This window comes from Burkholderia singularis (genome assembly GCF_900176645.1).
Taxonomy (GTDB): domain Bacteria; phylum Pseudomonadota; class Gammaproteobacteria; order Burkholderiales; family Burkholderiaceae; genus Burkholderia; species Burkholderia singularis.
Map to the genome: position 1 here is coordinate 66785 of NZ_FXAN01000094.1, position 25093 is coordinate 91877.

Here is a 25093-nt window from a genome sequence, read left to right on the forward strand (position 1 = left end):
GCGGTCCTCGTTCAGGCTGTCAGATCGAATATTCGGCGGCCGTGCCGTTCACCAGATAGGCGGTTGCATCACGCTCGCCAACCCCATAGGCATCGAAAACCCGCGCGGCAAACTTCGGCATCAGCGGCTTGCCGAACGCGGCAATCGCGACGATCAAGTCGATGTCCAGACGCTGCGCCGCATGCCGCTCGCGCGCGACGGCAATCAAATCCAGCACGACGTGAGCGAGTTGCCGCATCGAGAAACGCTCGGACGATGTCGCACTCAGCCAGCGCTGCCGGAATCCGGCGATCAGCAACGCGACGTCCTGGGGCGCGCTTGGCGTCCACGGCTCGGTCGCGCGCTCGAACGGCAGCGGCAGCGTCTCGAGAAATTCCGTGAATACGGATTGCCGCCAATCGCGAAAGCCCTGCCGGCTGAAATCGCCCTCGCCCTCCTCCGGCGAGATCGACGCGAGGTAGAGCCGCGCACTGTCCGAGCACGATTCGGCGACCAGATCGCGCATCCAGATCGCGTGATTACGGCTCGTCGACAAGTTCAGGCCGTCGAGCGTCAGAAATTGGTTCGGATAGAAGTGCTGACGAATCCGCAATTCCGGCATATTCGCAAGCAGCGTCGGATAGACGATCGCGTGGCTGAATGCGCAGTCGAAACCGAGAAAATGCACGAGACGGCTGTCGTCCGAATGCCAGTACCGCTCGAACAAACCGGGGTCGTGTTGACGAACTTCCGCGTATTCGCGAAATGCCGCCATGTATCCGGCCAGCCCCATGAACCACGTGTGAACGCGCCGGCTACCGTCGGCCGCCAAGTCGAGGCCGCCATCCTCCGGACGTGTCACGCCCCAGTCGTGCAGCTTCGTGTCGATCGTGTCCGCGATCCAATCGCCCATTGGGCGGCGCAACGGCATCTGCCGGAACGTCGAGCGCAACAGCGACTGGAATTTCGGCAAGCGCAAAAAGACGCGCTCGACGGGCCGCCACGTGTGCCGGCCGCCGCAGAGCTTGCAACGGAAGTTGGCCATCTGCTTCGAATCGGGCTCTTGCGCACAACCTTCGCATTGGCTCGCATCCGAATCCGCGCCGCAGTAGTTGCAATTGCCGCGCCCGAATGCTTCGTATCCCCAAACATTGCACGACGGACAATAGGGTTCGTCCGAAATCCTGATGTCGAACGCCTGCTTGTCTTGCGCCGCCCGATAGACGCGACGCACGGCTTCGGCGAAATACGCGTTCTCATAGGGCTGGTGCCAATGGTCGATCTGCACGTCCGCAGCCGCCAGAGTCGCGTTGATCTTCTCGGTATTGGCACGCGCCAGCGCGACCGGGTCGGTTGCCAACTCGCGGCCCTTGCGCAGCATGTACGACTGATAGTCGTCCGAATACGAGATCAGCACGCACTCGTGCCCGCGTTGACGCTGCGCCCTCGCAAATACGTCGGCGGCCAGGAACGGGCCGGCGAGATGGCCGATGTGCAGATCGCCGTTCGGCGTCGGCGGCGTGATGGTAACGACGAATTTAGTCATTCAGGCACCCCGTCTCGTCATTGAGTTCGTTCATATAGCGCTTGACATGCGCTTCGTCCCACCAGATCACGTAAAAATGAAAGTCTTCGTCCGAATCGTTGATCACGTAATGGTTCGTGTGCTTAGGAATCACGACGATGTCGCCCATCTCGAACGGATAGGTCGTCTCGCCGATCACTACGGAACCCTTACCCTTGATCGCGATGAACAATTCCTGGTCGATCTGCGTGTGCGGCTCGCTGACCGTATGGGGACGCACGACGCACCAACCGCCGCCGAACGGCATCGAATATCCGTCCCACGGCAGCAGGCGCTGGCCGTCGAGCCCGTATTCGTGCACCAGCGCGTGCCATCTGATTTTTCGATAAAGATCGAATTTCGGCATGATGTTCATCCACCCTATTTGTGTTGAAGATGAGCTGCCGATTCTGAGCGGGCGCCTTTGCGCGAACAACCGATTGCGCTAATAACTCATTTCCAAGCATTAATGGAAATGCTTGATATGCCGGTTTTAATCGTGGGAATATGCAGGCACGGCCCGATTTGGCATGCTTATCACGCGTGGGCAAACCCGTTTTGTGCAGGGCGAAAACCTGCTATGCTGCCCATCGCCTCAACGCCACATCCGAGCCCGGTGATGCGTTACCCGGATCGCCAGGCACGCACGTTTTTTCACCACCTCGATAACAAAGGAGAAGCCGATGCTGGAACTCAGACCGGGATGTGAATGCTGCGACAAGGATCTGCCGCCGGATGCCGATGCGCGGATCTGTTCTTTCGAGTGTACGTTTTGCGCGGACTGCGCAACCAACGTACTGAAAGGCAAATGCCCGAACTGCGGTGGCGAATTGGTGGCCCGGCCGCGCCGCCCGGCGAACAAGCTGGCGAACAATCCGCCGTCGACCAAGCGGGTGTTCAATCCAGCGTGCGCTCAGCAGCAGCCTTGAGCGCACGCTTCGGTCAAGCTCCCGCGCGATGAGCCGCACGCATGCCCATGCAGCGGCTGCGGCGGCGAAACCGCACCGCGCTCACGCCGCCAGTTCGATCACCTGGCGCCGATAGGCCGACGTCTTGCGCAGCGTCGGCTTGTCGCAAATGAAATCCAGCACCGTGCGGGCGGCATGGCTCAGCATCGAATAGGGTCGACTCAACACGACCAGTTCGCGTTCAATCAATTGCGGCAACACGGCAATCCGGTATGTCTTCGGATTCTCCGGCAATGCCAGTTGCGGCACGATCGAAAAACCCACCCCATTTTCCACCATCGACAAAATGCTGTCGACGCTGGCGATCTTGTAGAAGCTTCGCAAATGCACGCCGTAATTGCGCAGGCTCGCCACCGCCTGAATACTATGCGGGTTGTTCTGCTGAATGAAATTTAGCGACTGCAATTGATCCCAACGCAGCGTGCCTTGCATTGCGATATCGGGTGGCAACACGGCGACGTATCGGTCCTTGACGAACGCGCGCGAAATATACTTCTCTGCCTCCATGTTGGTGACGATCGCGATATCAGCACCAAGCTCGTTGAGCACATCGAGCACGGATTCCTCTCGCTCGGTGTCGTCGAGGATTTCCACCCGGATGTCCGCACGCACCTTACTCAAATCGGACATCAGTTGCGCAAGCAATCCGGTTCCGACGCTGCGTAGCGTCGAAATGCGCACCGGCCGCGACGACAGTGTTTTACCAAGCATGTCGTTGACGATATCGAGCAGATTGCCCGTCTTGATGATTAACTCCGCACCCGCGTCGGTCAGCACGCAACCAGCCCGGGAGCGCACGAACAGGCGCTCGCCGACGAATTTCTCGACTTCGGATATCGCATGACTGATATTGGATTGCGTACAGCCTAATTCAGCCGCCGCCGAACTGAAGCTGCCCGTTTCCGCTACTGCCCTGAACGCATTAAAATGACTTATTCTCATAAATTCGTCAAATCTCTGGCGTAATTTCTTAGATACTGGGGTTATTCGCACTGATTCTTACGCCCAGGAGAAACCGGGCTTTTTCGTAACCAGTACGAAAAGCCGTTTGCGACAGGAATCGAATGCGCGGTCACTTACGCAATCGAATCCCATGTATCGCGATAGCCTCGCCTCGGCCCGGCGCAGGCATCAAAACATCCCTCGAACGATTTCCAAACGATGACGGAAAAAAGCGGTGCCGCCGGCCGGCGAGCGGAGCGCCGGCGCGGCCATGGACGGATCAGAGCACGCCGTCCAATGCGCAATCCAGCAATCGACGGTAATAGTCGGTCGACACCGCTACCGGATTCGTGTTCGAACAACCGTCAGCCACGGCCATCCGGCAAATCAAATCGGTCTGCGAACCGTCTATGCCCAACGTGCGCAGCGTGTGCGGGATGCCGCCTTCGCGGCGCAGCGTTAGCACCCATTGCAGGATCGCCTCGAGCCCCGTGCCGGGCAGATCCAAATAACGGGCCAACCGCTCGAGCGGCTCCTGTGGCATCGCCGCATTCGCGCGAAGCACATACGGCAACAGCACTGCATTGAGCAAACCGTGATGCGCGTCGTACAACGCGCCCAACGTCTGCGCCATCGCATGCACCGCACCCAGTCCTCGCTGGAACGACGCAGCGCCAAGCGCCGACGCAACCAGCATCTGCTGGCGCGCATGCACGTCGTTGCCGTCGCTCAGCACCGCCGGCAGTGCATGCCGAATCAGACGCATGCCTTCGGCGGCAATGCCTTCGGCCATCGGGTGATACACCGGCGAACACCACGCTTCGAGACAATGGGTCAACGCATCCATGCCAGTGGCGGCAGTCAGCCCGGGCGGCAAACCCAGCGTCAGTTCCGCATCCAGAATCGCGACGCGCGGCATCATCTTCAAGTGCAGCATGGTGCGCTTCACGCGCGCCTGCTCATCGGTGATGACCGCTGCGCGGCCCGTTTCCGAGCCCGTGCCCGCCGTGGTCGGAATCGCGATCATCGGCGCGATGCCGGCGGCGTTGATCGTCGCCTCGGGGTTGCCGACGTCCTCGTAGTCCCACAGTTGCCCCGTCTGCCCCGTCATCAGTGCGATAGCCTTGGCGGCGTCGATCGGCGATCCGCCGCCGAGCGCAACCACGCCGTTGCGCTCGCTGCGCCGATATACGTCCAACCCGGCTGCGACGTTGCCCCCGGTCGGGTTGCCCTTGATCTGATCAAACAGTTGCACGTCGATCCCGGCAGCGCGAAATCTCTCGATCAGCGTGCCGGTATACGGCTGCTCCGCGATGAACGGGTCCGTCACTAGCAGCGGTCGGGTGATGCCGTGCTGAAGGCACCAGTGCGGGGTTTCGCGTATACGGCCCGGACCGACCTTGATTGCGGTGGGGTAGTGCCAGTCGATACACGGTACTTCTTGATATGTCATGGTTCGCGCTCCTTGATTGCGACGACGAAATGGTCAGGCATGCAAATGAATCGGCAGCATGCTGACGAGACCCCAGATCAGCTTGACGCCGAATACCGTCAAGCATGCGGCGGTGATCTGATCGATACGTGTCTTTGCGAGGCGATAGACGTGCTGCACGCGGTTCACCGAGAACAGCGTCGCAAGCGTGACGAACCACGATGACGCCAGCACGGCGATCAATGCGATCGCGGCCGGCTTGGTCCACGGCGCGAGACCTGGAATCAACAGGCTGGTGAATACGCTGGTGTAGAAAACCAGTGCTTTCGGATTGGTCAGGTTGGTGGCCAGGCCGAAGCGGTACGCCTTGAACAACGATTGATAAGCAGACTTATCGACTTTCTTCTGCCCCAACGGCTGATGCGCGTTACGCCATATTTTCAGTCCCACATGCACGAGATAGGCTCCTCCCAATAATTGCAGCGCGGGTTGAGTCAAAGGCCACCGCGCAAATACCAGACCGAGCCCGGCGGCGGCGGCGCTTGCCCATAGCACGCTGCCGGACGCGACGCCCAATCCCGTGCAAATCGCATGAAGCCGGGATTCGTTAATAGCGATTTGGGTGATGACGAGAAAATTGGGCCCTGGGCTCGCAATGAGCACGAAAAATACTGCAGCAAGGCTGCATAACACCGCGATTTCCTGCATGACGACGAAGCTCCTTGGAAGAATGGTTTTGATAGAGCCAACGGCTTCAGCTCCGTTGCTCATGTTTGCCGCTCGTCAGCATCGCAACAACTCATTCCATGCATACTTTCTCGCCAGCTATCGATTCTTTTTATGTTGATTTCAGGTGCATAAATGCAGCCAAAAAAATTGCGTCGCGTGTGCCGCCGATGACTTACGCATCCCTTTCATCAATTCGCATTGAGTCGCCGAAATCACGCACCGCGCCCTTTTGCACAAGTTCCAAATGCGGCGGCGTGTGCCGTCGATACGCAATGGTTTTTAGGCACGTTCAGCGCGCCACGGAGAAACCCGGAGGAAATGTTCGATTCGGTCAGCAAGCGCTCGATGATGTCGCGTGCGCGCCCCAGCGCACGGCTGGATCAGCGCGTTCCTTCGAGAGCCGAGCAAAGCGGATGACGGCCGGCTTTCTGCGCGCATGCCCGGCACGATAGCCTGCGCACACCCAATGCCATGAGCCCATCTGTCGATCTCGATCGACCCACAGTGGTTTTCCCTATGTATCCGCCGACAAACACCACTCGGCGCTGAGCCAGGCTCGGAATTGCCCGAGCGCTTGCAGCCAGCTTTTTTGCGCATCGACCGAATGTGAAGGGGCGCGCACGATCGTCGAATCGATCAAACTATTTCCGATTCCTTCGATTGCCCCCACAGGAAGATCAATTGATTCGTCAGTTAATTGTTTATTTAATGAATCTCAAAATCCGAGATCGTCTCCCCCAGAAATAGGGCATCGCGAATTCGATCCGGCACATGCTACCGACGTCAATTTTAATGAGCAAGCGGGTTCTTATTAAAAAATTAGAATGACTAAACGCTATCGTTTGCTAAAGCAGACACCGGCAATACAAGCATGTCCGCCAGGTAGACGCGCCGATCGCAGCATGCGAGCGATCAGGCAAATATCTGATGATTCGGGGAAAATACGGCGGTGTGACAAATGGGCACGGCGCCGTGTAAAGCGGGCAGTTGGCAATGAGCAGCTTTTGATTCATCCGCGCCACGCGGTGAATATCGGGGCCGAGGCCATATATCCGCAGCGCCGGTCATCGAAACGATTCGGCATGCCGGCCATCGCTGCGAACCGACGGCGCCATTGGGCGCCGGCCCCATGGTTTCCCATGCGCCGGCGCCCTCTCACATCATGACGGTTCGTGCTGCGGCGGCACAGCGCCGCCCGCGTTCGAACCGGCCGCCGGCGGCGCCGGCTTCACATAGCGATCGAACCAGTCCAGCATATCGGCAACCAACTGCTCGTTTGATTCGAACGCCGTATACCAGTGTGGCTCATGCGGCAACATCACCAGACGCGCCGTGCCACCGTTGCCGCGAATCGCTTCGTACAGCAGCGTCGCCTGCAGCGGCGTCGTGCCCGGATTTGCGTCGTCCGCGCCATGCACGATCAGCAGCGGCGTTTTCAGCTTGTCCGCATAAAAGAACGGCGACACCTTCAGGTAAACATCCTGCGCCTGCCACACGGTTCGTCTTTCGTTTTGGAATCCAAACGGCGTCAGCGTCTTGTTGTACGAGCCGCTCGTCGCGGCGCCGGCGCGGAACAGATCGGAATGCGCGAGCAGGTTGACGGTCATCAGCGCGCCATGGCTGTGGCCGGTGACACCGATGCGCTGCGGATCGACTACGCCGAGCCGAACCGCCTCGTCGACGGCCGCCTTCGCATCGGCGACGAGCTGCTCGTTATAGGTGTCGTAGGCCCGCTTGGGATCGCCGATGATCGGGAACGACACGTTGTCGATCACGGCATAGCCAGCAAGCAGCAGAAGCTGATAGCCATGCAGCCGCGTAAACGTTTCCTGCGAACCGCTGACCTGCCCGGCCGTCGCGGCGTCCGCATAATCGAGCGGATAGGCTGACAGCACCGCAGGCACTCGCGTACCTTCCCGATAGCCGGGCGGCGTGTATAGCGTAAACGAAAGCTCGAGTCCGTCGGCACGCTTGTATCGAACGAGACGTTTATGAATTTGCCGCACGATCGGCGTCGGATCGCTCAGATGTGTGACAGGCGTGCGGTTCGATGCATAGATCGCCTCGCCCGCGGGCGCGTCGATACGCTCGCCCAGCGAACGCAAAAACAGATTCGGCGGCTCGACCGACGACTGGCGCCAAGTCAGCAGTGTATGCAGATCATGCGGTGCGAATGCGACGAACCACTCGTATGCAGCTTTCTCGCTGCGGAACAAACGCTCCGTTTTCAGCGTGCCGAGGTCGAGCCGATCGAGAAACGGGCGGCTGCCGTCCGGCGACGCGCCCGCGCCACGCAGGAAAATCGCGCCGTCAGCGACGCGGGCAACGCGAAACCCGTTCGGCAACACGCGGCTGACCGGATTGCCGGGGTCCGCGTACCGCTCATTGACGGACATATCCCACAACAGGCGCGGCGCGGGACTCGGCGTATCGACATCGACGATGAAGCTGCGCTGCCATTGGCGGTTCTCGTCGTATTCAGTCAGCAGCGCGAGATCCGGCCGTTCGGTCCACGCGAAGCCCGCATAACGCTGCCGCAACCGCAGCACTTCACGCGGCGCACCATCGAACGGCGCTTTCAGCATCATCACCTTGTCGCGCTCGGGCACGTTGACGTTCCAATCGCCGCTGTCGAGCGCTTCCGCCCAGACCAACGTTGCCGGCTCGGTCGGTCGCCACGAGAAATCGCGCGGCCCGGTCGGCACGCCGCGAATCGGCACGCGGTCCGCGAGCGGGCGCGCCGCGATCCTGCGTGTCACGATCTTGGCGCGATCCGCGATATCCCAGACTGTATAGTCGTGCGGAAAGCGGCTGGCCGTCGTGATGTACGAATAGGGGCGGCGAATCGTCGACACCAGGAGGTGGCGACCATCCGGCGCCGAAGAAAGCCCGTCGTAAAGCGCCGGTTCGCCGAGCAGCGTGACCGCGCCGCTGCGCGCATCGACGAGTGCGAGTTGCGACGTGCCGTAATAATCGAACAGCGCCTCGTCGCGCGCGCTCTTCAGCGTGTCACGCGCTTCATACGTGCTGCTCTGGCCGGAGCGGCCGTCGGACTCCTGCACGCTCGGGCCGGCCAGCGCATCGCCGGCCGCTGGTGCGGGCCCCTGCCCCGGCGGCACGAGCTTGACGAGCAGCGTCTTTTGATCAGGCATCCAAAAGACGTCTCCACCGAACATCGGGTTGAGTTTGACGCCGCGAACCTGATGCACCGCGCCCGTCTCACCGTCGCCGATCCATAGCTCAACCGCGTTCGTCGTCACGTTCGAGAACGCGAACGATCGGCCGTTCGCATTCCATAACGGCTCGCTCGCGCAGCCGTTCGCCGGCAAGTTGACGGGACGCGAGTCCCCGCCGGGGATACGAGCAAGCGAATAAGCCGTCGCGCATTTCGGGATGCCATAGCCGCCTGGCGTATCGTGCCGACTGCGATTGCCCGGCTCGATGCGCACGCCCGCCAGCGGCAGGAACGGTGTTGCGACGCGCGTGATCGACGGATATTCCTGCACCGACACCAGCAACATCCGGTCGGTAGTCGGGCTGATCACGGGCACGGGCGGAAGCGGCGCGCGCATCACGTCCAGAATCGCCTTCGGCGGCTGCCGATAGCCGGACGGCGGCGATGCATTGTCGTTGGACTGAGGCGGAGTTTGCGCACACACCCATGCTGTCGCGAGCGACAGCACGCATCCGGCAAGCGCGGTGCGAATGGAGGGAACGTATCGGTTCATCGTCTGCAATCGCCAATAGTCAGAAAAAAACGGTCAGCCTGCGAGCCCGCGCGCGAGATCGCCGCGGATGTCCACCGGGTCCTCGAGGCCGACTGCAAGCCGGATCAGCCCTTCGGTGATGCCGGCCGCTTCGCGCGCTTGCGGCGTGATCCGGCTATGCGTGGTCGTCGCGGGATGCGTGATCGTCGTGCGAGTGTCGCCCAGGTTCGCGGTAATCGACACGATCGTCGTGCCGTCGATCACGCGCCAAGCGTTCGCGCGCTGCTGCTCGGGCGTGTCGCCCTTCAGTTCGAACGACACCACCGAGCCGCCGGATTTCTGCTGGCGTTTCGCGAGCGCATATTGCGGATGCGACTCGAGCCCCGGATAGAACACGCGCTTGACGGCAGGATGCGCTTCGAGCCATCGAGCAATGTCGAGTGCGTTTTCCGACTGCTTGTTCACACGCAGCGACAGCGTCTCCATTCCCTTGAGCAACACCCACGCATTGAACGCGGAAAGCGTCGGCCCCGCAGTGCGCACGAACGGAAACACTTTTTCCATGATGAACGCCTTCGAGCCGACAAGCGCGCCGCCGAGCACGCGGCCCTGACCATCGAGGAACTTGGTTGCCGAGTGCATCACGACGTCGGCGCCGAGCTTCAGCGGCTGTTGCAGCACCGGGCTGCAGAAGCAGTTGTCGACAACAAACAGCGCGCCCGCTTCCTTCGCGATCTTGCCGATCGCCTCGATGTCGGCGAGTTCGGTAAGCGGATTCGACGGCGTCTCGACGAACAACAGCTTCGTCTCGGGCCGCACGGCGGCGCGCCACGCGCCGAGATCGGCCGGATCGACGAAAGTCGTTTGGATACCGAACTTGCTGAAGATCTGCCCGAACAGGCCGAGCGTCGAGCCGAACAAGCTGCGCGAGCTGACGATGTGATCGCCCGCCTGCAACGCCGCCATGACGACAGACGTGATCGCCGCCATTCCGGAAGCCGTCGCAATGCACGCCTCGCCGCCTTCGAGCGCCGCAAGCCGCTCCTGAAACATCGTGACGGTCGGGTTCGTGAAGCGCGAATACGTGTAGTAGTCCTCGGAGTGTTTGAACCGCTCGGCCGCCTCGGCGGCGTTCGCGTAACAGAAGCTCGATGTCAGAAAGAGCGCTTCCGAATGCTCGTTGAATTCACTGCGCAGCGTACCCGAGCGGACGGCCAGCGTATCGAAGTTCAGGGAGTCGTGCATGTTTCGTTTTCCGTTTTCGAGCGCATTTGCGTCGCGCGCCGCGCGCGGCGGGCAAAGACGAAATGCGCGGACCCAACAAAAAGCCCGCTAATGCGTCGGCATCAGCGGGCTTGGTGCGGTACGACAGCTTATCGACTCAGGCCGGCGGAATACTGCCGGCCTTCGCTTTAGCTGTTTCGGGTCGCCCCGCGTCCGCAAGCTGAAATCAAATCGACGCAAAGTGTCATCGTATCACGCCTTTCCGGTACGCGCGGCCAGCCGCTCATTGCGCCGATAATTGCAGGTTCATCTGCGAACGCGCACCGTCGCTGCTCGAATCGCGGTCGGCCTGCGACGCCGGTGTCAAACGCGCCCGCTCGATCGAATCGAGATACTCGGGAGTGACATCGCCGGTGATGTACACGCCGTCGAAGCACGACGCCTCGAAACTCTCGAGCTTCGGATTGATATCGCGCACCGCGCGGCGCAAATCGCCGACGTCCTGATAGATCAGATAATCCGCGCCGATGATCCGCGCGACTTCGTCGTCGCCGCGGCCATGCGCGACGAGTTCGCCACGCGTCGGCATATCGATCCCGTAGACGTTAGGAAACTTCACAGGCGGCGCGGCCGACGCGAAGATCACTGATTTCGCGCCCGCGTCGCGTGCCATCTGCACGATCTCGTGCGACGTGGTGCCGCGCACAATCGAATCGTCGACGATCAGCACATGCTTGTCCTTGAACTCGATGCTCATCGCGTTCAACTTCTGGCGCACCGATTTCTTGCGTACCGCCTGGCCCGGCATGATAAAGGTGCGGCCGACATAGCGGTTCTTGAAGAAGCCCTCGCGATACTCGACGCCGAGCTTCGCCGCCACCTGCATCGCGGCCGGCCGCGACGAGTCGGGGATCGGCATTACGACATCGATCGGCACGTTCGGCAACTCGCGCATGATCTTCTCCGCGAGATAGTCACCCATGCGCAGCCGCACGTTGTAGACGGGCACGCCGTCGAGGCACGAATCGGGCCGCGCGAGATACACGTACTCGAACATGCACGGGTTCAGGCTCGGGCGCTCCGCGCACTGACGGCTATGGAACTTGCCGTCGTTGTCGATGAACACTGCCTCGCCCGGCTGCACGTCGCGGACGAACTCGAAGCCGATACCTTCCACCGCGACCGATTCCGACGCGACCATCCATTCGGTGCCGCGCTCGCTCTCGAGCTTGCCGATGCAAAGCGGGCGGATGCCGAACGGATCGCGAACCGCGAGCAGCCCGTAGCCGGCAATCAGCGCGACGATCGCATACGAGCCGTGCGCGCGGCGGTGCACGCCCGCAACTGCCTTGAACAACGAATCCGGATCGAGTTCGAGGCCCGTCGTCGACAGTTGCAGCTCGTGCGCGAGCACGTTCAGCAGCACTTCGCTATCGGAATTCGTATTGATGTGTCGGCGATCGATCCGGAACATCTCGTCCTTCAACTGTTCCCAGTTCGTCAGGTTGCCGTTGTGCGACAGCACGATGCCAAACGGCGCGTTCACGTAGAACGGCTGCGCCTCAGCCTCACTCGACGCGGAACCCGCCGTCGGATAACGGACTTGACCGATCCCGGCCGTGCCGGGCAGGCTGCGCATGTTGCGCGTGCGGAACACGTCGCGCACCATGCCGTTCGCCTTGTACATATGGAAATTACTGCCGTCCGCCGTCGCGATGCCCGCCGCGTCCTGACCGCGATGCTGCAACAGCAGCAGGCTGTCATAAATGAGTTGGTTGACCGGAGACTGGGAGATAACGCCTACGATGCCGCACATGGCATGTCCTTCAAGGATACAAAAATCGGTTCGGCTTGCCGCGTATCAAACATGGATGTACGTGGCGAGCCCGTCGGGCAAGAACGGCTTCAGCTCTCGCACGCCTTGCTCGGCGTAGGGGCGCAACAACGCGTCGCGCCAGAAATCCTGTTTCGGCAATTCGGTCAGCCCGCCGGCGGCAACGAGCAGCAGTACCAGCAGCACGCCGCGCACGACGCCGAACATCATGCCGAGCGAGCGGTCGACGCCGCCCAGGCCCGTCGCCTGCGCAATGCGCGACAGCAGCGCATTCGCGACGCTCGCCACGAGCACGACCCCGATCACGATCAGCGCAAACGCGACGACCCATTGTGTCAACGCGCCACCCGGCCAGTTCGCCGGAATATACGGCACCACCGCGCCGACGAAGCGGCATGCGATCAAAAACGCGGCGATCCAGCCCACCAAGCCGAACACCTCGCCGACGAAGCCGCGCCAAGCGCCGCGCAACGCCGACAACGCAACCACCAGCAAAACAGCGTAATCGAAAGCGGTCAGCATCGTCCCGTCGTCCGTGACTGCCGGCCGTTACTGCGTCAAGCCCGCGTCGCGGACCTTGGCGATCGCGGCGGATGCGGCGGCGCGATCGGCGAACGGCCCCGCGCGCAACAGTGTAGCCGTACTGCCATCGGCCTGCTTGCGATGCTCAACATAGGCGGGCACGCCCGCAGCCTTGAGCTTTGTCGCCCAGTCACGGGCGGCCGTATCGTCGTGGAACGTGCCGAGCTGCACCGCGAAGCGCGCACCGGATGCCGACGCGGACGGCTTGGACTCGCCGTTCGCGTCCGCGCTCGCGCGCGCCGCCGGCTCGGCGGACTTCGGTGTGGCGGCCGGGGCGTTGACGGCAGCATCGGCCTGCTTCGCAACGGATTTCGCTGATTTCGCTTTCGCGGGGGCAGCCGGCGCAGGCGCTGTGTCCGCCGGCGCGGCTGTCTCGGACGCCGCAGGCTCGTCCTGCGCGGCGCCCGACTGAGCGTCGGACGCGTCCTCGTCATTCGCGGCGGCCGCCTGATGCGACGGGCGATTCGGGATATCGATCGCGACATCGTCGGTCACGGGCTTCGGATGCGAGTCGAGCACCATCGGCAGCACGACCACCGCGGCGATCACCAGCGCGATCGCGCCGACGAGCCGCCGGCGCGCGCGCTGTTTTTCAGGGAGGGTCGGATCGAGCATCAGCGCATCGGTATCGGGCCGCTCGGTGCGGCGCGCACGACGCTCGACGCGTTCGACACGTTCGCTGCGAACGCTCCGAGAACCGGTTCGCGAGCCGCGCCGTTGCGGCGCGTCATCATCCTTCTTGCCGAACGAGAAAATTCCCATGAATGGCTGAATCCGAAACGACGACCCGTGCGTCAAGCCGGGCCATGGCGGCGGTCCACGACGGGCATCACACCCGCTACCGTGTAGAAGCTGCCGAAAACCACGATTCTATCATTGTCGGATGCACTTTTTAGCGCGCCGATGAACGCTTCGGCCGGCGTCGCATAACGCTTGACGCTGTGCTGCTCGCCGTCGTCGACGCCCGCGCCGTGCAGCACGCGCTCAAGCACGTCCGCCGCTGCCGCACGCGGCAGCGGCAGGTCGGTCAAATGCCAGTGATCGATCACGCCTTTCAGGCGCGCGACGATGCCCGGCAGATCCTTGTCGGCCATCGCGCCGAACACCGCATGCGTGTATGGGTAATAGCCCATGCTGTCGAGGTTTTGCGCGAGCACGGCGGCCGCGTGCGGGTTGTGCGCGACGTCGAGCAGCACGAGCGGCTTGCCGGCCAAAACCTGGAAACGTCCCGGCAGCTCGACGTTCGCGAGCCCGAGCCGGATGTCCTGCGCGGACACCGGCAGCGTCTCGCGCAACGCCTCGAGCGCGGCAAGCGCGGCCGACGCGTTGAGCAGCTGGTTCGCGCCGCGCAGCGCCGGGTAAGCGAGCGACGGATAGCGCCTGTCGCGCCCGACGTAAGACCATTGCTGGCGCTCGCTGCCAGGCTGCGTGACGAAGCGGAAGTCGCGCCCGACGAGCCACAGATCCGCGCCGATCGACTGCGCATGATCGACGAGCGTGGACGGCACGGCCGGATCGCCGCAGATCGCGGGCCTGCCCGGCCGGAAAATGCCCGCTTTCTCGAACGCGATTTGCTCGCGGGTGCCGCCGAGATATTCGATGTGATCGATATCGATGCTCGTGACGATCGCGCAATCGGTGTCGATCACGTTCACCGCATCCAAACGGCCGCCGAGCCCGACTTCGAGGATGACCGCGTCGAGCCCGCGCGACGCGAACAGGTGCATGATCGCCAGCGTCGTGAATTCGAAGTAGGTAAGCGTCACCGGCTCCGGCAGGCTCGCGCGCGCGGCCTCGACCGCATTGAAGTGCGGCAGCAGTTCGTCGTCTTCGACGATCCTGCCATCGAGCCGCGCACGCTCGTTGAAGCGCAACAGATGTGGCGACGTATGGCAGCCGACCTTGTAGCCCGCGCGCACGAGAATCGCCTCGAGAAACGCACAGGTCGAACCCTTGCCGTTCGTGCCGCCGACCGTGATCACCGGGCACGCGAACGCGAGTTTCAGCGCGTCCTTTACCTTGCCGATGCGGGTCAGGCCCATGTCGATGCCGACGGGATGCGCGCTTTCGAGATGCGAAAGCCACGCGTCTAGGGTGGGAAAAGTGTTCATCGTTTCAGCCGGGAATCAGAGTGGCATCGCGGGCGGCGGCAACAGGCTCGAGCGGAGGCCACGTTGGGAAGAACGCTCGCCGCACCTGCGTCGGCGCAGCGGCAGCCAAGCCCGGCCGCGTCGCCGGAATCCGGTCCGGCGCGCCCGCACCAAAAGCAAACGCGCCGCCCGGCGCGAACCAGACGGCGCGCGGGTGCCGTCGCGTCACGCGCGGCGGCATGCGTCACGCAAGCGCGTCGACCGGCTGACGCTGCAGCAGCGCGAGCAACTGCGCGATCTCGTCGCGCATCTTGCGGCGATCGACGATCATGTCGATCGCGCCCGATTTGAGCAGGAATTCGGCGCGCTGGAACCCTTCCGGCAGCTTCTCGCGGACCGTCTGCTCGATCACGCGCGGGCCGGCAAAACCAATCAGCGCCTTGGGCTCGGCGATCACGACGTCGCCCAGGAATGCGAAGCTGGCGGACACGCCGCCCATCGTCGGATCGGTCAGCACCGAGATGAACGGCAGCTTCGCGTCGGCGAGCTTGGTCAGCATCGCGGTGGTCTTGGCCATCTGCATCAGCGACAGCAGGCTTTCCTGCATCCGCGCGCCGCCCGAAGCGGCAAAGCAGATGAACGGCACCTGCTGCTCGAGCGCGTTCTGCGCACCGCGCACGAAACGCTCGCCGACGACCGAGCCCATCGAGCCGCCCATGAACGAAAACTCGAAACACGCAGCCACGACGGGCAGCGTATGAATCGCGCCGCCCATCACGACGAGCGCATCGGTTTCGCCCGTGTCGTCCATCGCTTCCTTCAGACGATCCGGATACTTGCGGCTGTCCTTGAACTTCAGCGTGTCGACCGGGAGGATTTCCTGGCCGATCTCGTAGCGGCCTTCCGGATCGAGCAACGAATCGAGACGCTCCCGCGCGCCGATGCGCATGTGATGATCGCACTTCGGGCACACGTGCTGATTCGCGTCGACATCGTTGCGGTACAGCACCGCCTCGCACGACGGGCATTTGACCCACAGGCCCTCGGGAATCCCCTTGCGGCTTTTCGGATCGGTCTGCTTGATCTTCGGCGGCAACAGTTTGTCGAGCCAGCTCATCGTATGGTTTCCTGTTCGGTGACGGGCCGGACGAACGGCGTCCGGACCCGCGATTCTTTTGCTATCGGTTGGCGCCGCGCACGCGCCGCGCCGCTCGCCACGACTACGCGGCCGGCTTGTCCGCGCGGTCGAGCGCCGCACGCACGCTGGCGATGAACGCCTTCAACTCGTCGGCCGCGCGCGCCGGCTCGGCCTGCTCGAGCAACTGGACGAGACGGCTGCCGATCACGACGGCATCCGCGACGCCCGCCACCGCCCGCGCGGTTTCGGCATCGCGAATTCCGAAACCGACCCCGACCGGCAGCGGCACGCGCGACTTGATGGCCGGGATTTTACCCGCAATGCTGGAAACATCCAGATTTGCGGCGCCCGTCACCCCTTTGAGCGACACGTAATAGATATAACCGCTCGCCACCTTGCCGAGCGCGGCGATCCGCTCGTCGGTCGACGTCGGCGCGAGCAGGAAGATCGGATCGATGCCCGCCGCGCGCATCGCCGCGGCAAAATCGGCCGATTCCTCGGGCGGATAGTCGACGACCAGCACGCCGTCGACGCCTGCGTCGCGCGCGGCGGCGGCGAATGCCGCCGAGCCCATTCGCTCGATCGGATTCGCATAGCCCATCAGCACGACGGGCGTGTTCGCATCGCGCTCGCGAAAGCGCTTCACGTCGGCAAGCACGCTGCGCAGCGTCACGCCTTTCGCGAGTGCGCGCTCGGACGAACGCTGGATCACCGGGCCGTCGGCCATTGGATCGGAGAACGGCACGCCAAGCTCGATCACGTCGGCGCCGCCATCGGCCAGCGCGTGCATCAGCTCGACGGTCAGCGCCGGATCAGGATCGCCCGCGGTGATGAACGGAATCAGCCCTTTGCGGCCTTGGGCGGCGAGTGCGGCGAAGGTGTTCTGAATACGGGACATGAAAAGTTCCTGTGTCGATTCGGAGCGGGCGCGTCAGCGCGCCGCGCTCCGATGCAAAGTGATCGTGCGCGCGCGTTTCGCACGGCACATCGCGGCTCACGCGCCGGCCGGCGCGACCAGCGACGCGACGCGCGCGCGCGCGATCTCGCAATAGCTTTCGTTGATCTCATAGCCGATGAAGTCGCGCCGCTGCCGCGCGCAAGCCACCGCGGTCGTGCCGCTGCCCATGAACGGATCGAGCACGCGGCCGCCCGGCGGGCAGCTCGCGAGCACCATCCGCTCGATGATTTCCAGCGGCTTTTGGGTCGGATGATCGACGCGCTCGGCGTGCTGCCGGTGCAGGCGCGAAACCGACCAGACGTCCTTCGGGTTGTAGCCCAGCTCGAGCCACTTGCTGCCTTCGAACAGCTTGCGCGAGCGCGCCTTCTTCGTTTCGGCGTCGTATGGGATGCGGACCGGATCGAGATCGAAATAATAGCTTTTCGATACCGCGAAAAAACCTATGTTGTCGTGCACCGACGTGAAGCGGCGCGTCGTGCCGCCCATGCTCGGCACGCGCCGGTCCCAGATGATCTCGTTGATCATCGTGAGCTTCGTCTTCAGGAAGCTGAAGATCTCCGGCGCGTACTGCCATGTGCAGAACACGTACAGCGACCCGCTCGGCTTGAGCTTCGGAATCGCCAGCCCCAGCCACTCGCGCGTCCACGCAAGATGCGCGTCGGCCGAGCGCTTGTCGGAGTCATTGCCGTAGTCCTTGCCGAGCCCATACGGCGGATCGGCGACGATCAGGTCGATCGATGCGTCCGGCAGCCGCGCGGCGTCGGTCAGGAAATCGCGGTTGTAAAGTTCGACGCCGGCGGGCAGCACGCGCTCGGGCACGGCGGCGAGCGTCGCCTGCGCTTCGCTCGCCGCGCCGCCGGCCGGGTCTTCGATCAGATCACGCATCGTTTGGATTCAGGATTCAGCTCAAAGCGCGATGCCCGATCGCTCGGCGACCGTGTGCATGTCCTTGTCGCCGCGCCCGGACAGGTTCACCAGCAGAATCTTGTCCTTCGGCAGCGTCGGCGCGAGCTTGGTCGCATACGCGAGCGCGTGGCTCGATTCGAGCGCCGGGATGATTCCTTCGATATGGCAGCAGTCGTGGAACGCGTTGAGCGCCTCGTCGTCGGTGATGCTCACGTACTGCGCGCGGCCGCTGTCCTTCAGCCACGCGTGTTCGGGGCCGACGCCCGGATAATCGAGGCCCGCCGACACCGAATGCGTCTCGATGATCTGGCCGTTCTCGTCCTGCAGCAGATACGTGCGATTGCCGTGCAGCACGCCCGGCGTGCCCGCGAGCAGAGAAGCCGAATGGCGGCCGGTATCGATCCCGTCGCCGGCGGCCTCGACGCCGATCAGCCGGACCGACTCGTCCTCGATATACGGATAGAAAATTCCCATCGCATTCGAGCCGCCACCGATGCAAGCGATCACCGCGTCCGGCTGGCGACCGACCAGCTCGGGCATCTGCACGCGGCATTCGTCGCCGATCACGCGTTGGAAGTCGCGCACCATCATCGGATACGGGTGCGGACCCGCGACCGTGCCGATGATGTAGAACGTGTTCTCGATGTTCGTGACCCAGTCGCGCATCGCTTCGTTCAGCGCGTCCTTCAACGTGCGCGAGCCGGATTCGACCGGCACGACGGTCGCGCCGAGCAGCTTCATCCGGTATACGTTCGCCGCCTGCCGGCGCACGTCCTCGGCGCCCATGTAGACGACGCACTCCATCCCGAAACGCGCGCAGATCGTCGCGGTCGCGACGCCGTGCTGGCCCGCGCCCGTCTCCGCGATCACGCGCGGCTTGCCCATGCGTTTCGCGAGCAGCGCCTGGCCGATCACGTTGTTCACCTTATGCGCGCCGGTGTGGTTCAAATCCTCGCGTTTCAGGTAGATCTGCGCGCCGCCGAGCTGCTCGCTCCAGCGCTGCGCGTGATAGACCGGCGACGGTCGGCCGACGAAATGCTTCAGCTCACGGTTATATTCGGCGACGAACTCGGGCTCGCCCTTGAACTTCTCGTAGGCGGCGCGCAGCTCGCCGAGCGCGTGAATCAGCGTTTCGGCGACGAACACGCCGCCATAAGGGCCAAAATGGCCACGATCATCGGGAAGGTTGTACATGACGTCACTCTCGGTTCAGCGCGCGGCGACCGGCCGGCTTCCGGGCTTCCGGCATGCCGCGCGGGCTGGGATCAGTTGGCGTCCGCGTCGCGCACCGCGCGCACGAACGCCGCCATCCGGGCGCGATCCTTCACGCCCTTCGCGCCCGGCGTTTCGATGCCGCTCGAGACATCGACCGCAAACGGACGCACCTGACGAATCGCGTCACCGACGTTTTGCGCGTTCAACCCACCACTCAAAACGGCCCGACGCGCGAGCTCTGCTGGAATAAGTGACCAATCGAAGACTTTGCCGCTGCCGCCATAATGTTCGACGAGCGTGTCGAACAACAGGCCGCGGGCTGCCGAATAGTGAAGTGCCGATTCTACCAAATCGGCCGGGCGCGCCGACGCGCCGACACGCAGCGCGCGCAGCCACGGCCGCCGCGCGGCGGCAGCCAACGCCGCGCATTGCGCCGGCGTTTCGTCGCCGTGGAATTGCAGCAGCGCCAGCGGCACGGCTTGCGCGATACGCGCCACCTCGTCGGCGCTCGAATTGACGAACAACCCGACGATAGACACGAACGGCGGCACCCGCTTCGCCAACTCGGCCGCCTGCTCGAGCGTCACCGCGCGCGGGCTCTTCTCATAGAACACCAGGCCGATCGCATCGGCGCCGAGTTCGGCTGCCCATTCGACGTCGCCCGGCTGCGACAGCCCGCAGAGCTTGATGCGCGTGCGGTGCGGCAGACCGGCGGCGCCCGCCAGGCCGGCTTCGGACTCGGTTTGGGCCGCAGTTGCCGCTCCGGCTCCGGCATGCGCGGGCGCGCAATGACGGGCGGCCGACGGCGAATCCAGCGTCGTGCCGCCCTGCGGCGCTCCGTTTGGCGCTTCGCCGCTCACGCTTAGCGCGCCGTTTAGTACGCCGCTCGGCGCCCCGTTCGCGCCTGGCCGCGCGTCTTGCACAAGACTGTCCGCCGCGTTGCGTGCCGGACCCGCGTAGTCAATCGCGTCGTGCATCGCAGCCCGTGTGCGGTGTTTCGTGTCCAAGTCGCTCATCATAGTCGTCCGTCAAGATCGGCCCACACGCCACTCCACGGCACGCTGCCGAGTTGCGCGGGGGGCACCGCGAATTCCGCAGGATAGCCGACCTGCGCCAGGTACAGCCCATCAGGCATGAAAGTCGGCGCGGCGCGATTGCGGTCGCGGCTTTCGAGCACTTCGGCCAGCCACGGCGGCGGATAGCGGCCGCGCCCCACCGCGACGAGGCAGCCCATCAGGTTGCGCACCATATGATGCAGGAATGCGTTCGCGCGAAAGCGGAAATGGATGAAATCGCCGTCGGGGCGGATGCCGATCTGATACAGATGCTTGACGGGCGACTTCGCCTGGCATTCGGACGAGCGGAAAGCCGAAAAATCGTGCTCGCCGACGAGACAAGCCGCCGCTTCGCGCATGGCGTCGACATCGAGCGGCGCATGCACCCAGCCCGCACGCGCGGCGAGCATCGGCGAGCGCACCGGGTGAACGTACAGCGCGTAGTAATAGGTGCGCTCGAATGCAGCAAAACGCGCGTGGAACGTATCCGGCATCGGCTTGGCCCATTGCACGGCGACCGTCGAAGGCAGAAACGCATTCGTGCCGCGCACCCACGAAAAATCCGCGCGATCGAGGTCCGTATCGAAATGGACGACTTGGCCGAGCCCGTGCACGCCCGTATCGGTGCGGCCCGCGACCGTCGTGGCGAGTGGCGTCTGCGCGAATTCGGCAAGCGCGCGTTCGAGCGTGTCCTGCACCGTCCTGCCGTGCGGCTGCGACTGCCAGCCGCAAAACGCCGCGCCGTCGTACTGGATGCCGAGTGCGATCCTCATCGCGACAGTTCGTCCAGCTTCGCGAGCATCGCGCGCGCTTCGTCGCGCGTGCCGGTGTGATTCGCTTCGATCACTTCCTGCAGCAACGTACGCGCGCCCGCCAGATCGCCCAATTCGACATACTCGGCCGCAAGTTCGAGTTTGTTGCGCGCGATTTTCGCGAGCGCCTCCGGCGTGAACGCCGGCAACGACGCGCTTGGGCTGGCTGGCAATTCGAGGTCGAAATCGAGGTTCAGCGGGCCGAACTGCGCGACACCGGGCGACGCGGGAGCCGGTGACGGCGCGGGTGCGGGGTTCGATTCGGTGTTCGGTTCGGATGGCGCAATCGGCAAAGCCGACGCCGTCGTGTCGGCCGACATCGCGCCGGATTGCAGTGCGGGGCGTTGCGGGAGCGCACCGGGGTCAACCGGCGCAGCCGGAGCCGAAGGTGCCGCCTGCGACTGCTCGGCCACCGATCCGGCGTCGGATTCGCTCCGCTCGCCACCGTTGGGCACTTCCACCGGCTGCGACTGCGACGGCACGTTCGCATCCGGCACTGCCTGCGGCCGCGCCATCGGCGACGGCTGCGCGCCAGATTCTCCATCGGACGCCAGTGCCGATCCGTGTCGACGCGATTCGCCCGTCTGCGGCTCCCCTGGCCGCTCCGCCTCTTGCTGTCCTGCTGTTCGTAGTGGCTGAGAATCATGCGGGTCAGTCGCACCAACTGGCTGACCTGCGGCGGGTTGACCGTTAGTTGCATTTTGACGAGTCAGAGAAAGACTCGAATCGGCGGGCCGCGATAACGGCCCATGATCCGCATCGGCCGCAGCCGACATGCGCGGCGGCAGCGGCATATCGAGGCTATCGAGCGCGGCGATCGCATCACGCGGGAACACTGGTCGCCATGCATGCGCCGGCTGCTGCGCAGCGTCCGGTGACGCGCCGGAATGCTCGTCGGCGTCACGCGCGAGCGCGCCGCCGCCTTGCTCGTTCGGCTCCGGCGTGGCTGAGCGCGCCGCTGCGAGCGGTGGCGCATCGTGCGATTCGCGCGCCGCTGCCGCCTCAGACTCGGACGCCGCATGCGCGGCGGACCTCCCGCCGGCCCCTTCACGGCGAGCCGCAACCGAATCGTCATCGGCTTTTCTCGCTCCGTGTACGCTGCCGGCAACATCCGGCGCGGCGGCGGCCTCCGGAGCCGGCATGGCAGCCGGCTCCAAGGCGCTCGGCCCGACGGCCTCATCGGCCGACGAACGCTTCTTGCCGCGCCGGCGCAGCGCAAGACCGACGATCAGCGCGAGCGCGGCGGCACCGGCAGCCGCGGCCACGCCAATATCGAACGGCAGTTGATGCACCACGGCCGCGCGCGACGGCGCCGCAGGCGCGGGCGCAACGGCCGGCGGCGCGGACGACGCATCGCTCGACACCGACGCCGGCGTCACCGCAACGGAACTCGCGATCGCCGACGCCGACGCCGACGCCGACGCCGACGCCGGACCCGCCGTATCCTGCGCCGACTGGCGCGCGCCATCGGCATTGACCACCACCGCCGGCTTCGCGTCCCCCGTCGGCTTACCGATCCCGTGCTTTTGCAATTCCATCAGCACGCGATTCTTCAACGCGAGTAGTTGCTGCAAACTGGACGGACGCGCCTGCGACACGCCCACGGCAGCCGAACCGGCGAGCGACGGATTTGCCGCAACGGCCGAAACCGCCCCGTCCGCGCCGGCCGCCGACGTGCCGTTCGGTGCGGGCGTTGGTTGAATCGAACCGTTCCACACATGCGGGCCACCCGTGTCGGGCGAAGACGAAGCTGCGGCAACGCCCGGCGTGGCCGGCTGCGCGTGCGGCGGCACGGCTTCGGCCGCCGACGCCCCGCTCGCTCCCACTGCCGGGCGCGCGGAAGCAGCCGAAGAGGCCGCATATGTGCCATGAGCCGCGGCAGCGCCCGTCACAACGGCATGTGACGCGCCTACCGGCTCCCCCGCCGAGGGCGCCCCCGCGCTACCGGCCGATGCAGTCACCGCCGCCACTGCGCTCTGCGCATGCGCACTGCCGCTCGCCGTCACGCCGCTCGCCGCTGCGCCGCCGGACGCCGCGTGCGCATTGAGCGCCGCGCCCGTTGCATCGAGCGCCGGCACCGTGAGCTGCGCGCCGATTTTGAGCCGGCTCGGATCGCGCTTCATGAAGGCTTGCGGATTCGCATCGAACAGCGCGCGGCCCGCACGGGCCAACACCGCCGGATCACGCGATTGCGTGACGGCAATCGCGATATCGTTGAGCGACTGCCCGGGATGCACAGTGATTGCGAGCGGTGCGGCTTGCTCGGCCACACTGGCCGTGGCGGCCGCGCTCGCCGCCGCATCAGTCTGTGCATGTGCGCCGCTCACGCTGGCCAGCGCGAGAACGGCCATCGCAACGGCGTGCCGCACGCACGGAGATTCGCCGCCCATTGCCGCCGGAGTCTGTAGGAATTGAAGCGTCATCGGCTTACTCGCCGCGGCAGCGCGCGGCCTGGTTTCGCGTTTGGAATAAGACAAAATCGAACCGCAAATAAAAAAGCGTCGCGTGAAACGCGACGCTTTCGGGTTGTATACGCGTCGTAACCGCGTAGTCTACTTTACTTGTCGAGCAGAATGCGCAGCATCCGGCGCAACGGCTCCGCTGCGCCCCAAAGCAACTGATCGCCGACCGTGAATGCCGACAGATATTCGCCGCCCATCGCCAGCTTGCGCAACCGGCCGACCGGCACCGACAGCGTACCCGTGACGACCGACGGCGAGAGATCGCGTATCGACGCTTCGCGCTCGTTCGGCACGACCTTCACCCAATCATTGGCCGATGCAAGGATGCCGTTGATCTCGTCGAGCGGCACGTCCTTCTTCAGCTTGATCGTGAGCGCCTGCGAGTGGCAGCGCATCGCGCCGATCCGCACGCACAGCCCGTCGACGGGAATCGACCCCGCTTCGCCCATCGCCGGCTTGCCGAGAATCTTGTTGGTTTCCGCGCCGCCCTTCCACTCTTCCTTCGACATCCCGTTGCCGAGATCCTTGTCGATCCACGGAATCAACGAGCCGGCGAGCGGCACGCCGAACTGGCTCGTCGGCATTGCGTCGCTCGTCATCGCGGCCAGCACGCGGCGGTCGATGTCGAGGATCGCCGACGCAGGATCGCCGAGCTGCGCCGTCACCGCACCATGCAACGTGCCCATCTGCGCGAGCAGTTCGCGCATGTTCTGCGCGCCCGCGCCCGATGCGGCCTGATACGTCATCGCCGTGATCCAGTCGACGAGGTTCTCGCGGAACAGGCCGCCCAACGCCATCAGCATCAGGCTGACCGTGCAGTTGCCGCCGATGAAATTCTTCGTGCCCTTGACGAGCGCATCCTTGATCACGTTCTTGTTCACCGGATCGAGAATGATGACCGCATCGTCGTTCATTCGCAGCGCCGATGCTGCGTCGATCCAGTAGCCGTTCCAACCGGCCGCGCGCAGCTTCGGGAACACGTCGTTCGTGTAGTCGCCGCCCTGGCACGTGATGATGATGTCGCACTTTTTCAGATCGTCGATGCTCGCCGCATCCTTGAGCGTGGTCTCGTTTTTCGCGAGCGACGGCGCTTGGCCGCCCGCATTGCTGGTGCTGAAAAACACCGGCTCGATCAGATCGAAATCGCCTTCTTCCTGCATGCGCTGCATCAGCACGCTGCCGACCATGCCGCGCCAACCTACGAGACCTACGTTCATGACTCACCCTTTGCTGGAGCTTCCCCGCCTTTTCCGCCCCCGGCGCGACCGCGCGGGGAAACAGGCGGGCACGACGGACGACGATCAGGTTTTCGTGATCGTTTTCGTGATGATGATTTTGCCGGCGACAACGGCAATGGCGCGCGCACCCGCACGGGCTTGTTTGCCGTGGAGTGTCAGGACCGGGGAGATCGGGGAAATTGGCGCCATCGTTCGAGTCTACACAAACCTCGCGGGCCACACAACGGCTAATGCCGCAGCGCACATGGGGTACGAACG

At 64.1% G+C, this 25093-nt stretch carries 20 protein-coding genes; 1 reads left to right on the plus strand and 19 read right to left on the minus strand.

Translation table 11 applies throughout. The features are described 5' to 3' along the window. Nucleotides 1-19: 19 nt before the first annotated feature. Together BSIN_RS20310 and BSIN_RS20315 are read right to left on the minus strand one after the other, a co-directional pair. Complete coding sequence (locus BSIN_RS20310; protein WP_089341773.1) at nucleotides 20-1525, minus strand: methionine--tRNA ligase; 1506 nt, start codon at nucleotides 1523-1525, stop codon at nucleotides 20-22. Further along, nucleotides 1518-1910 (minus strand): cupin domain-containing protein, encoded by a 393-nt coding sequence (locus BSIN_RS20315; protein ID WP_089341822.1) that lies wholly within the window; start codon nucleotides 1908-1910, stop codon nucleotides 1518-1520. Before BSIN_RS20315 ends, BSIN_RS20310 begins: the two co-directional genes overlap by 8 nt. Nucleotides 1911-2226: 316 nt before the next feature. On the opposite strand from BSIN_RS20315, the gene BSIN_RS20320 reads away from it, so the two are divergent. After that, complete coding sequence (locus tag BSIN_RS20320) at nucleotides 2227-2472, plus strand: DUF1272 domain-containing protein (protein ID WP_059514903.1); 246 nt, start codon at nucleotides 2227-2229, stop codon at nucleotides 2470-2472. A gap of 81 nt (nucleotides 2473-2553) precedes the next feature. Here BSIN_RS20320 and BSIN_RS20325 read toward each other — a convergent pair whose 3' ends face one another. From BSIN_RS20325 to asd, 17 genes are all read right to left on the minus strand, one after another. Further along, nucleotides 2554-3504 (minus strand): LysR family transcriptional regulator, encoded by a 951-nt coding sequence (locus BSIN_RS20325; RefSeq protein WP_143757502.1) that lies wholly within the window; start codon nucleotides 3502-3504, stop codon nucleotides 2554-2556. A 229-nt stretch (nucleotides 3505-3733) separates the two neighbouring features. Then, nucleotides 3734-4906 carry an iron-containing alcohol dehydrogenase gene (locus BSIN_RS20330; RefSeq protein WP_089341774.1) on the minus strand — a complete coding sequence of 391 codons (1173 nt, stop codon included), beginning with the start codon at nucleotides 4904-4906 and terminating at the stop codon, nucleotides 3734-3736. Between the two features lie 33 nt (nucleotides 4907-4939). After that, nucleotides 4940-5656, minus strand: a complete 717-nt coding sequence (locus BSIN_RS20335) for a LysE family translocator (protein ID WP_218192437.1) — start codon at nucleotides 5654-5656, stop codon at nucleotides 4940-4942. Nucleotides 5657-6774: 1118 nt separating this feature from the next. Then, nucleotides 6775-9342, minus strand: coding sequence for an alpha/beta hydrolase family protein (locus tag BSIN_RS20340; protein WP_089341776.1), 2568 nt, complete (start codon nucleotides 9340-9342; stop codon nucleotides 6775-6777). A gap of 33 nt (nucleotides 9343-9375) precedes the next feature. After that, the gene (locus BSIN_RS20345) at nucleotides 9376-10566 is read right to left on the minus strand and encodes an O-succinylhomoserine sulfhydrylase (RefSeq protein WP_059572728.1); all 1191 of its coding nucleotides are present in this window, start codon (nucleotides 10564-10566) and stop codon (nucleotides 9376-9378) included. A 262-nt stretch (nucleotides 10567-10828) separates the two neighbouring features. Beyond that, nucleotides 10829-12361, minus strand: coding sequence for an amidophosphoribosyltransferase (purF, locus tag BSIN_RS20350; RefSeq protein ID WP_059572727.1), 1533 nt, complete (start codon nucleotides 12359-12361; stop codon nucleotides 10829-10831). A 45-nt stretch (nucleotides 12362-12406) separates the two neighbouring features. Continuing rightward, nucleotides 12407-12901 (minus strand): CvpA family protein, encoded by a 495-nt coding sequence (locus BSIN_RS20355; protein ID WP_059572726.1) that lies wholly within the window; start codon nucleotides 12899-12901, stop codon nucleotides 12407-12409. 27 nt (nucleotides 12902-12928) lie between these two features. Further along, nucleotides 12929-13723 (minus strand): SPOR domain-containing protein, encoded by a 795-nt coding sequence (locus BSIN_RS20360; protein WP_089341777.1) that lies wholly within the window; start codon nucleotides 13721-13723, stop codon nucleotides 12929-12931. A gap of 32 nt (nucleotides 13724-13755) precedes the next feature. Beyond that, the gene (gene folC, locus BSIN_RS20365; protein ID WP_089341778.1) at nucleotides 13756-15072 is read right to left on the minus strand and encodes a bifunctional tetrahydrofolate synthase/dihydrofolate synthase; all 1317 of its coding nucleotides are present in this window, start codon (nucleotides 15070-15072) and stop codon (nucleotides 13756-13758) included. A 223-nt stretch (nucleotides 15073-15295) separates the two neighbouring features. Continuing rightward, nucleotides 15296-16168 carry an acetyl-CoA carboxylase, carboxyltransferase subunit beta gene (accD, locus tag BSIN_RS20375; protein WP_059514926.1) on the minus strand — a complete coding sequence of 291 codons (873 nt, stop codon included), beginning with the start codon at nucleotides 16166-16168 and terminating at the stop codon, nucleotides 15296-15298. A 103-nt stretch (nucleotides 16169-16271) separates the two neighbouring features. Beyond that, nucleotides 16272-17087 carry a tryptophan synthase subunit alpha gene (gene trpA, locus BSIN_RS20380; RefSeq protein WP_059514928.1) on the minus strand — a complete coding sequence of 272 codons (816 nt, stop codon included), beginning with the start codon at nucleotides 17085-17087 and terminating at the stop codon, nucleotides 16272-16274. 96 nt (nucleotides 17088-17183) lie between these two features. After that, nucleotides 17184-18032, minus strand: coding sequence for a DNA-methyltransferase (locus tag BSIN_RS20385; protein WP_059514930.1), 849 nt, complete (start codon nucleotides 18030-18032; stop codon nucleotides 17184-17186). Between the two features lie 21 nt (nucleotides 18033-18053). Next, nucleotides 18054-19247 carry a tryptophan synthase subunit beta gene (gene trpB / locus BSIN_RS20390; protein ID WP_089341780.1) on the minus strand — a complete coding sequence of 398 codons (1194 nt, stop codon included), beginning with the start codon at nucleotides 19245-19247 and terminating at the stop codon, nucleotides 18054-18056. Nucleotides 19248-19318: 71 nt separating this feature from the next. After that, nucleotides 19319-20083: a phosphoribosylanthranilate isomerase gene (locus tag BSIN_RS20395; protein ID WP_369828222.1), complete on the minus strand. Its 765-nt coding sequence runs from the start codon at nucleotides 20081-20083 to the stop codon at nucleotides 19319-19321. Nucleotides 20084-20283: 200 nt separating this feature from the next. Continuing rightward, nucleotides 20284-21096, minus strand: a complete 813-nt coding sequence (gene truA / locus BSIN_RS20400) for a tRNA pseudouridine(38-40) synthase TruA (RefSeq protein ID WP_059514934.1) — start codon at nucleotides 21094-21096, stop codon at nucleotides 20284-20286. Beyond that, nucleotides 21093-23558, minus strand: a complete 2466-nt coding sequence (locus tag BSIN_RS20405; protein ID WP_089341824.1) for a FimV/HubP family polar landmark protein — start codon at nucleotides 23556-23558, stop codon at nucleotides 21093-21095. Before BSIN_RS20405 ends, truA begins: the two co-directional genes overlap by 4 nt. A gap of 134 nt (nucleotides 23559-23692) precedes the next feature. Beyond that, on the minus strand, nucleotides 23693-24814 hold the full coding sequence (gene asd, locus BSIN_RS20410) for an aspartate-semialdehyde dehydrogenase (protein ID WP_089341781.1): 1122 nt from the start codon (nucleotides 24812-24814) through the stop codon (nucleotides 23693-23695). Nucleotides 24815-25093 lie beyond the last annotated feature (279 nt).

Excerpts from the sequence above, each read along its gene's own strand:
- BSIN_RS20335 (WP_218192437.1), bottom strand. The coding sequence starts at position 5,656 with ATGAGCAACGGAGCTGAAGCCGTTGGCTCTATCAAAACCATTCTTCCA.
- BSIN_RS20315 (WP_089341822.1), bottom strand. The coding sequence starts at position 1,910 with ATGCCGAAATTCGATCTTTATCGAAAAATCAGATGGCACGCGCTGGTG.
- asd (WP_089341781.1), bottom strand. The coding sequence starts at position 24,814 with ATGAACGTAGGTCTCGTAGGTTGGCGCGGCATGGTCGGCAGCGTGCTG.
- accD (WP_059514926.1), bottom strand. The coding sequence starts at position 16,168 with ATGAGCTGGCTCGACAAACTGTTGCCGCCGAAGATCAAGCAGACCGAT.
- folC (WP_089341778.1), bottom strand. The coding sequence starts at position 15,072 with ATGAACACTTTTCCCACCCTAGACGCGTGGCTTTCGCATCTCGAAAGC.
- trpB (WP_089341780.1), bottom strand. The coding sequence starts at position 19,247 with ATGTACAACCTTCCCGATGATCGTGGCCATTTTGGCCCTTATGGCGGC.
- BSIN_RS20385 (WP_059514930.1), bottom strand. The coding sequence starts at position 18,032 with ATGCGTGATCTGATCGAAGACCCGGCCGGCGGCGCGGCGAGCGAAGCG.
- BSIN_RS20405 (WP_089341824.1), bottom strand. The coding sequence starts at position 23,558 with ATGACGCTTCAATTCCTACAGACTCCGGCGGCAATGGGCGGCGAATCT.
- BSIN_RS20340 (WP_089341776.1), bottom strand. The coding sequence starts at position 9,342 with ATGAACCGATACGTTCCCTCCATTCGCACCGCGCTTGCCGGATGCGTG.
- BSIN_RS20330 (WP_089341774.1), bottom strand. The coding sequence starts at position 4,906 with ATGACATATCAAGAAGTACCGTGTATCGACTGGCACTACCCCACCGCA.
- trpA (WP_059514928.1), bottom strand. The coding sequence starts at position 17,087 with ATGTCCCGTATTCAGAACACCTTCGCCGCACTCGCCGCCCAAGGCCGC.
- purF (WP_059572727.1), bottom strand. The coding sequence starts at position 12,361 with ATGTGCGGCATCGTAGGCGTTATCTCCCAGTCTCCGGTCAACCAACTC.
- BSIN_RS20345 (WP_059572728.1), bottom strand. The coding sequence starts at position 10,566 with ATGCACGACTCCCTGAACTTCGATACGCTGGCCGTCCGCTCGGGTACG.
- BSIN_RS20320 (WP_059514903.1), top strand. The coding sequence starts at position 2,227 with ATGCTGGAACTCAGACCGGGATGTGAATGCTGCGACAAGGATCTGCCG.
- truA (WP_059514934.1), bottom strand. The coding sequence starts at position 21,096 with ATGAGGATCGCACTCGGCATCCAGTACGACGGCGCGGCGTTTTGCGGC.
- BSIN_RS20360 (WP_089341777.1), bottom strand. The coding sequence starts at position 13,723 with ATGGGAATTTTCTCGTTCGGCAAGAAGGATGATGACGCGCCGCAACGG.
- BSIN_RS20355 (WP_059572726.1), bottom strand. The coding sequence starts at position 12,901 with ATGCTGACCGCTTTCGATTACGCTGTTTTGCTGGTGGTTGCGTTGTCG.
- BSIN_RS20310 (WP_089341773.1), bottom strand. The coding sequence starts at position 1,525 with ATGACTAAATTCGTCGTTACCATCACGCCGCCGACGCCGAACGGCGAT.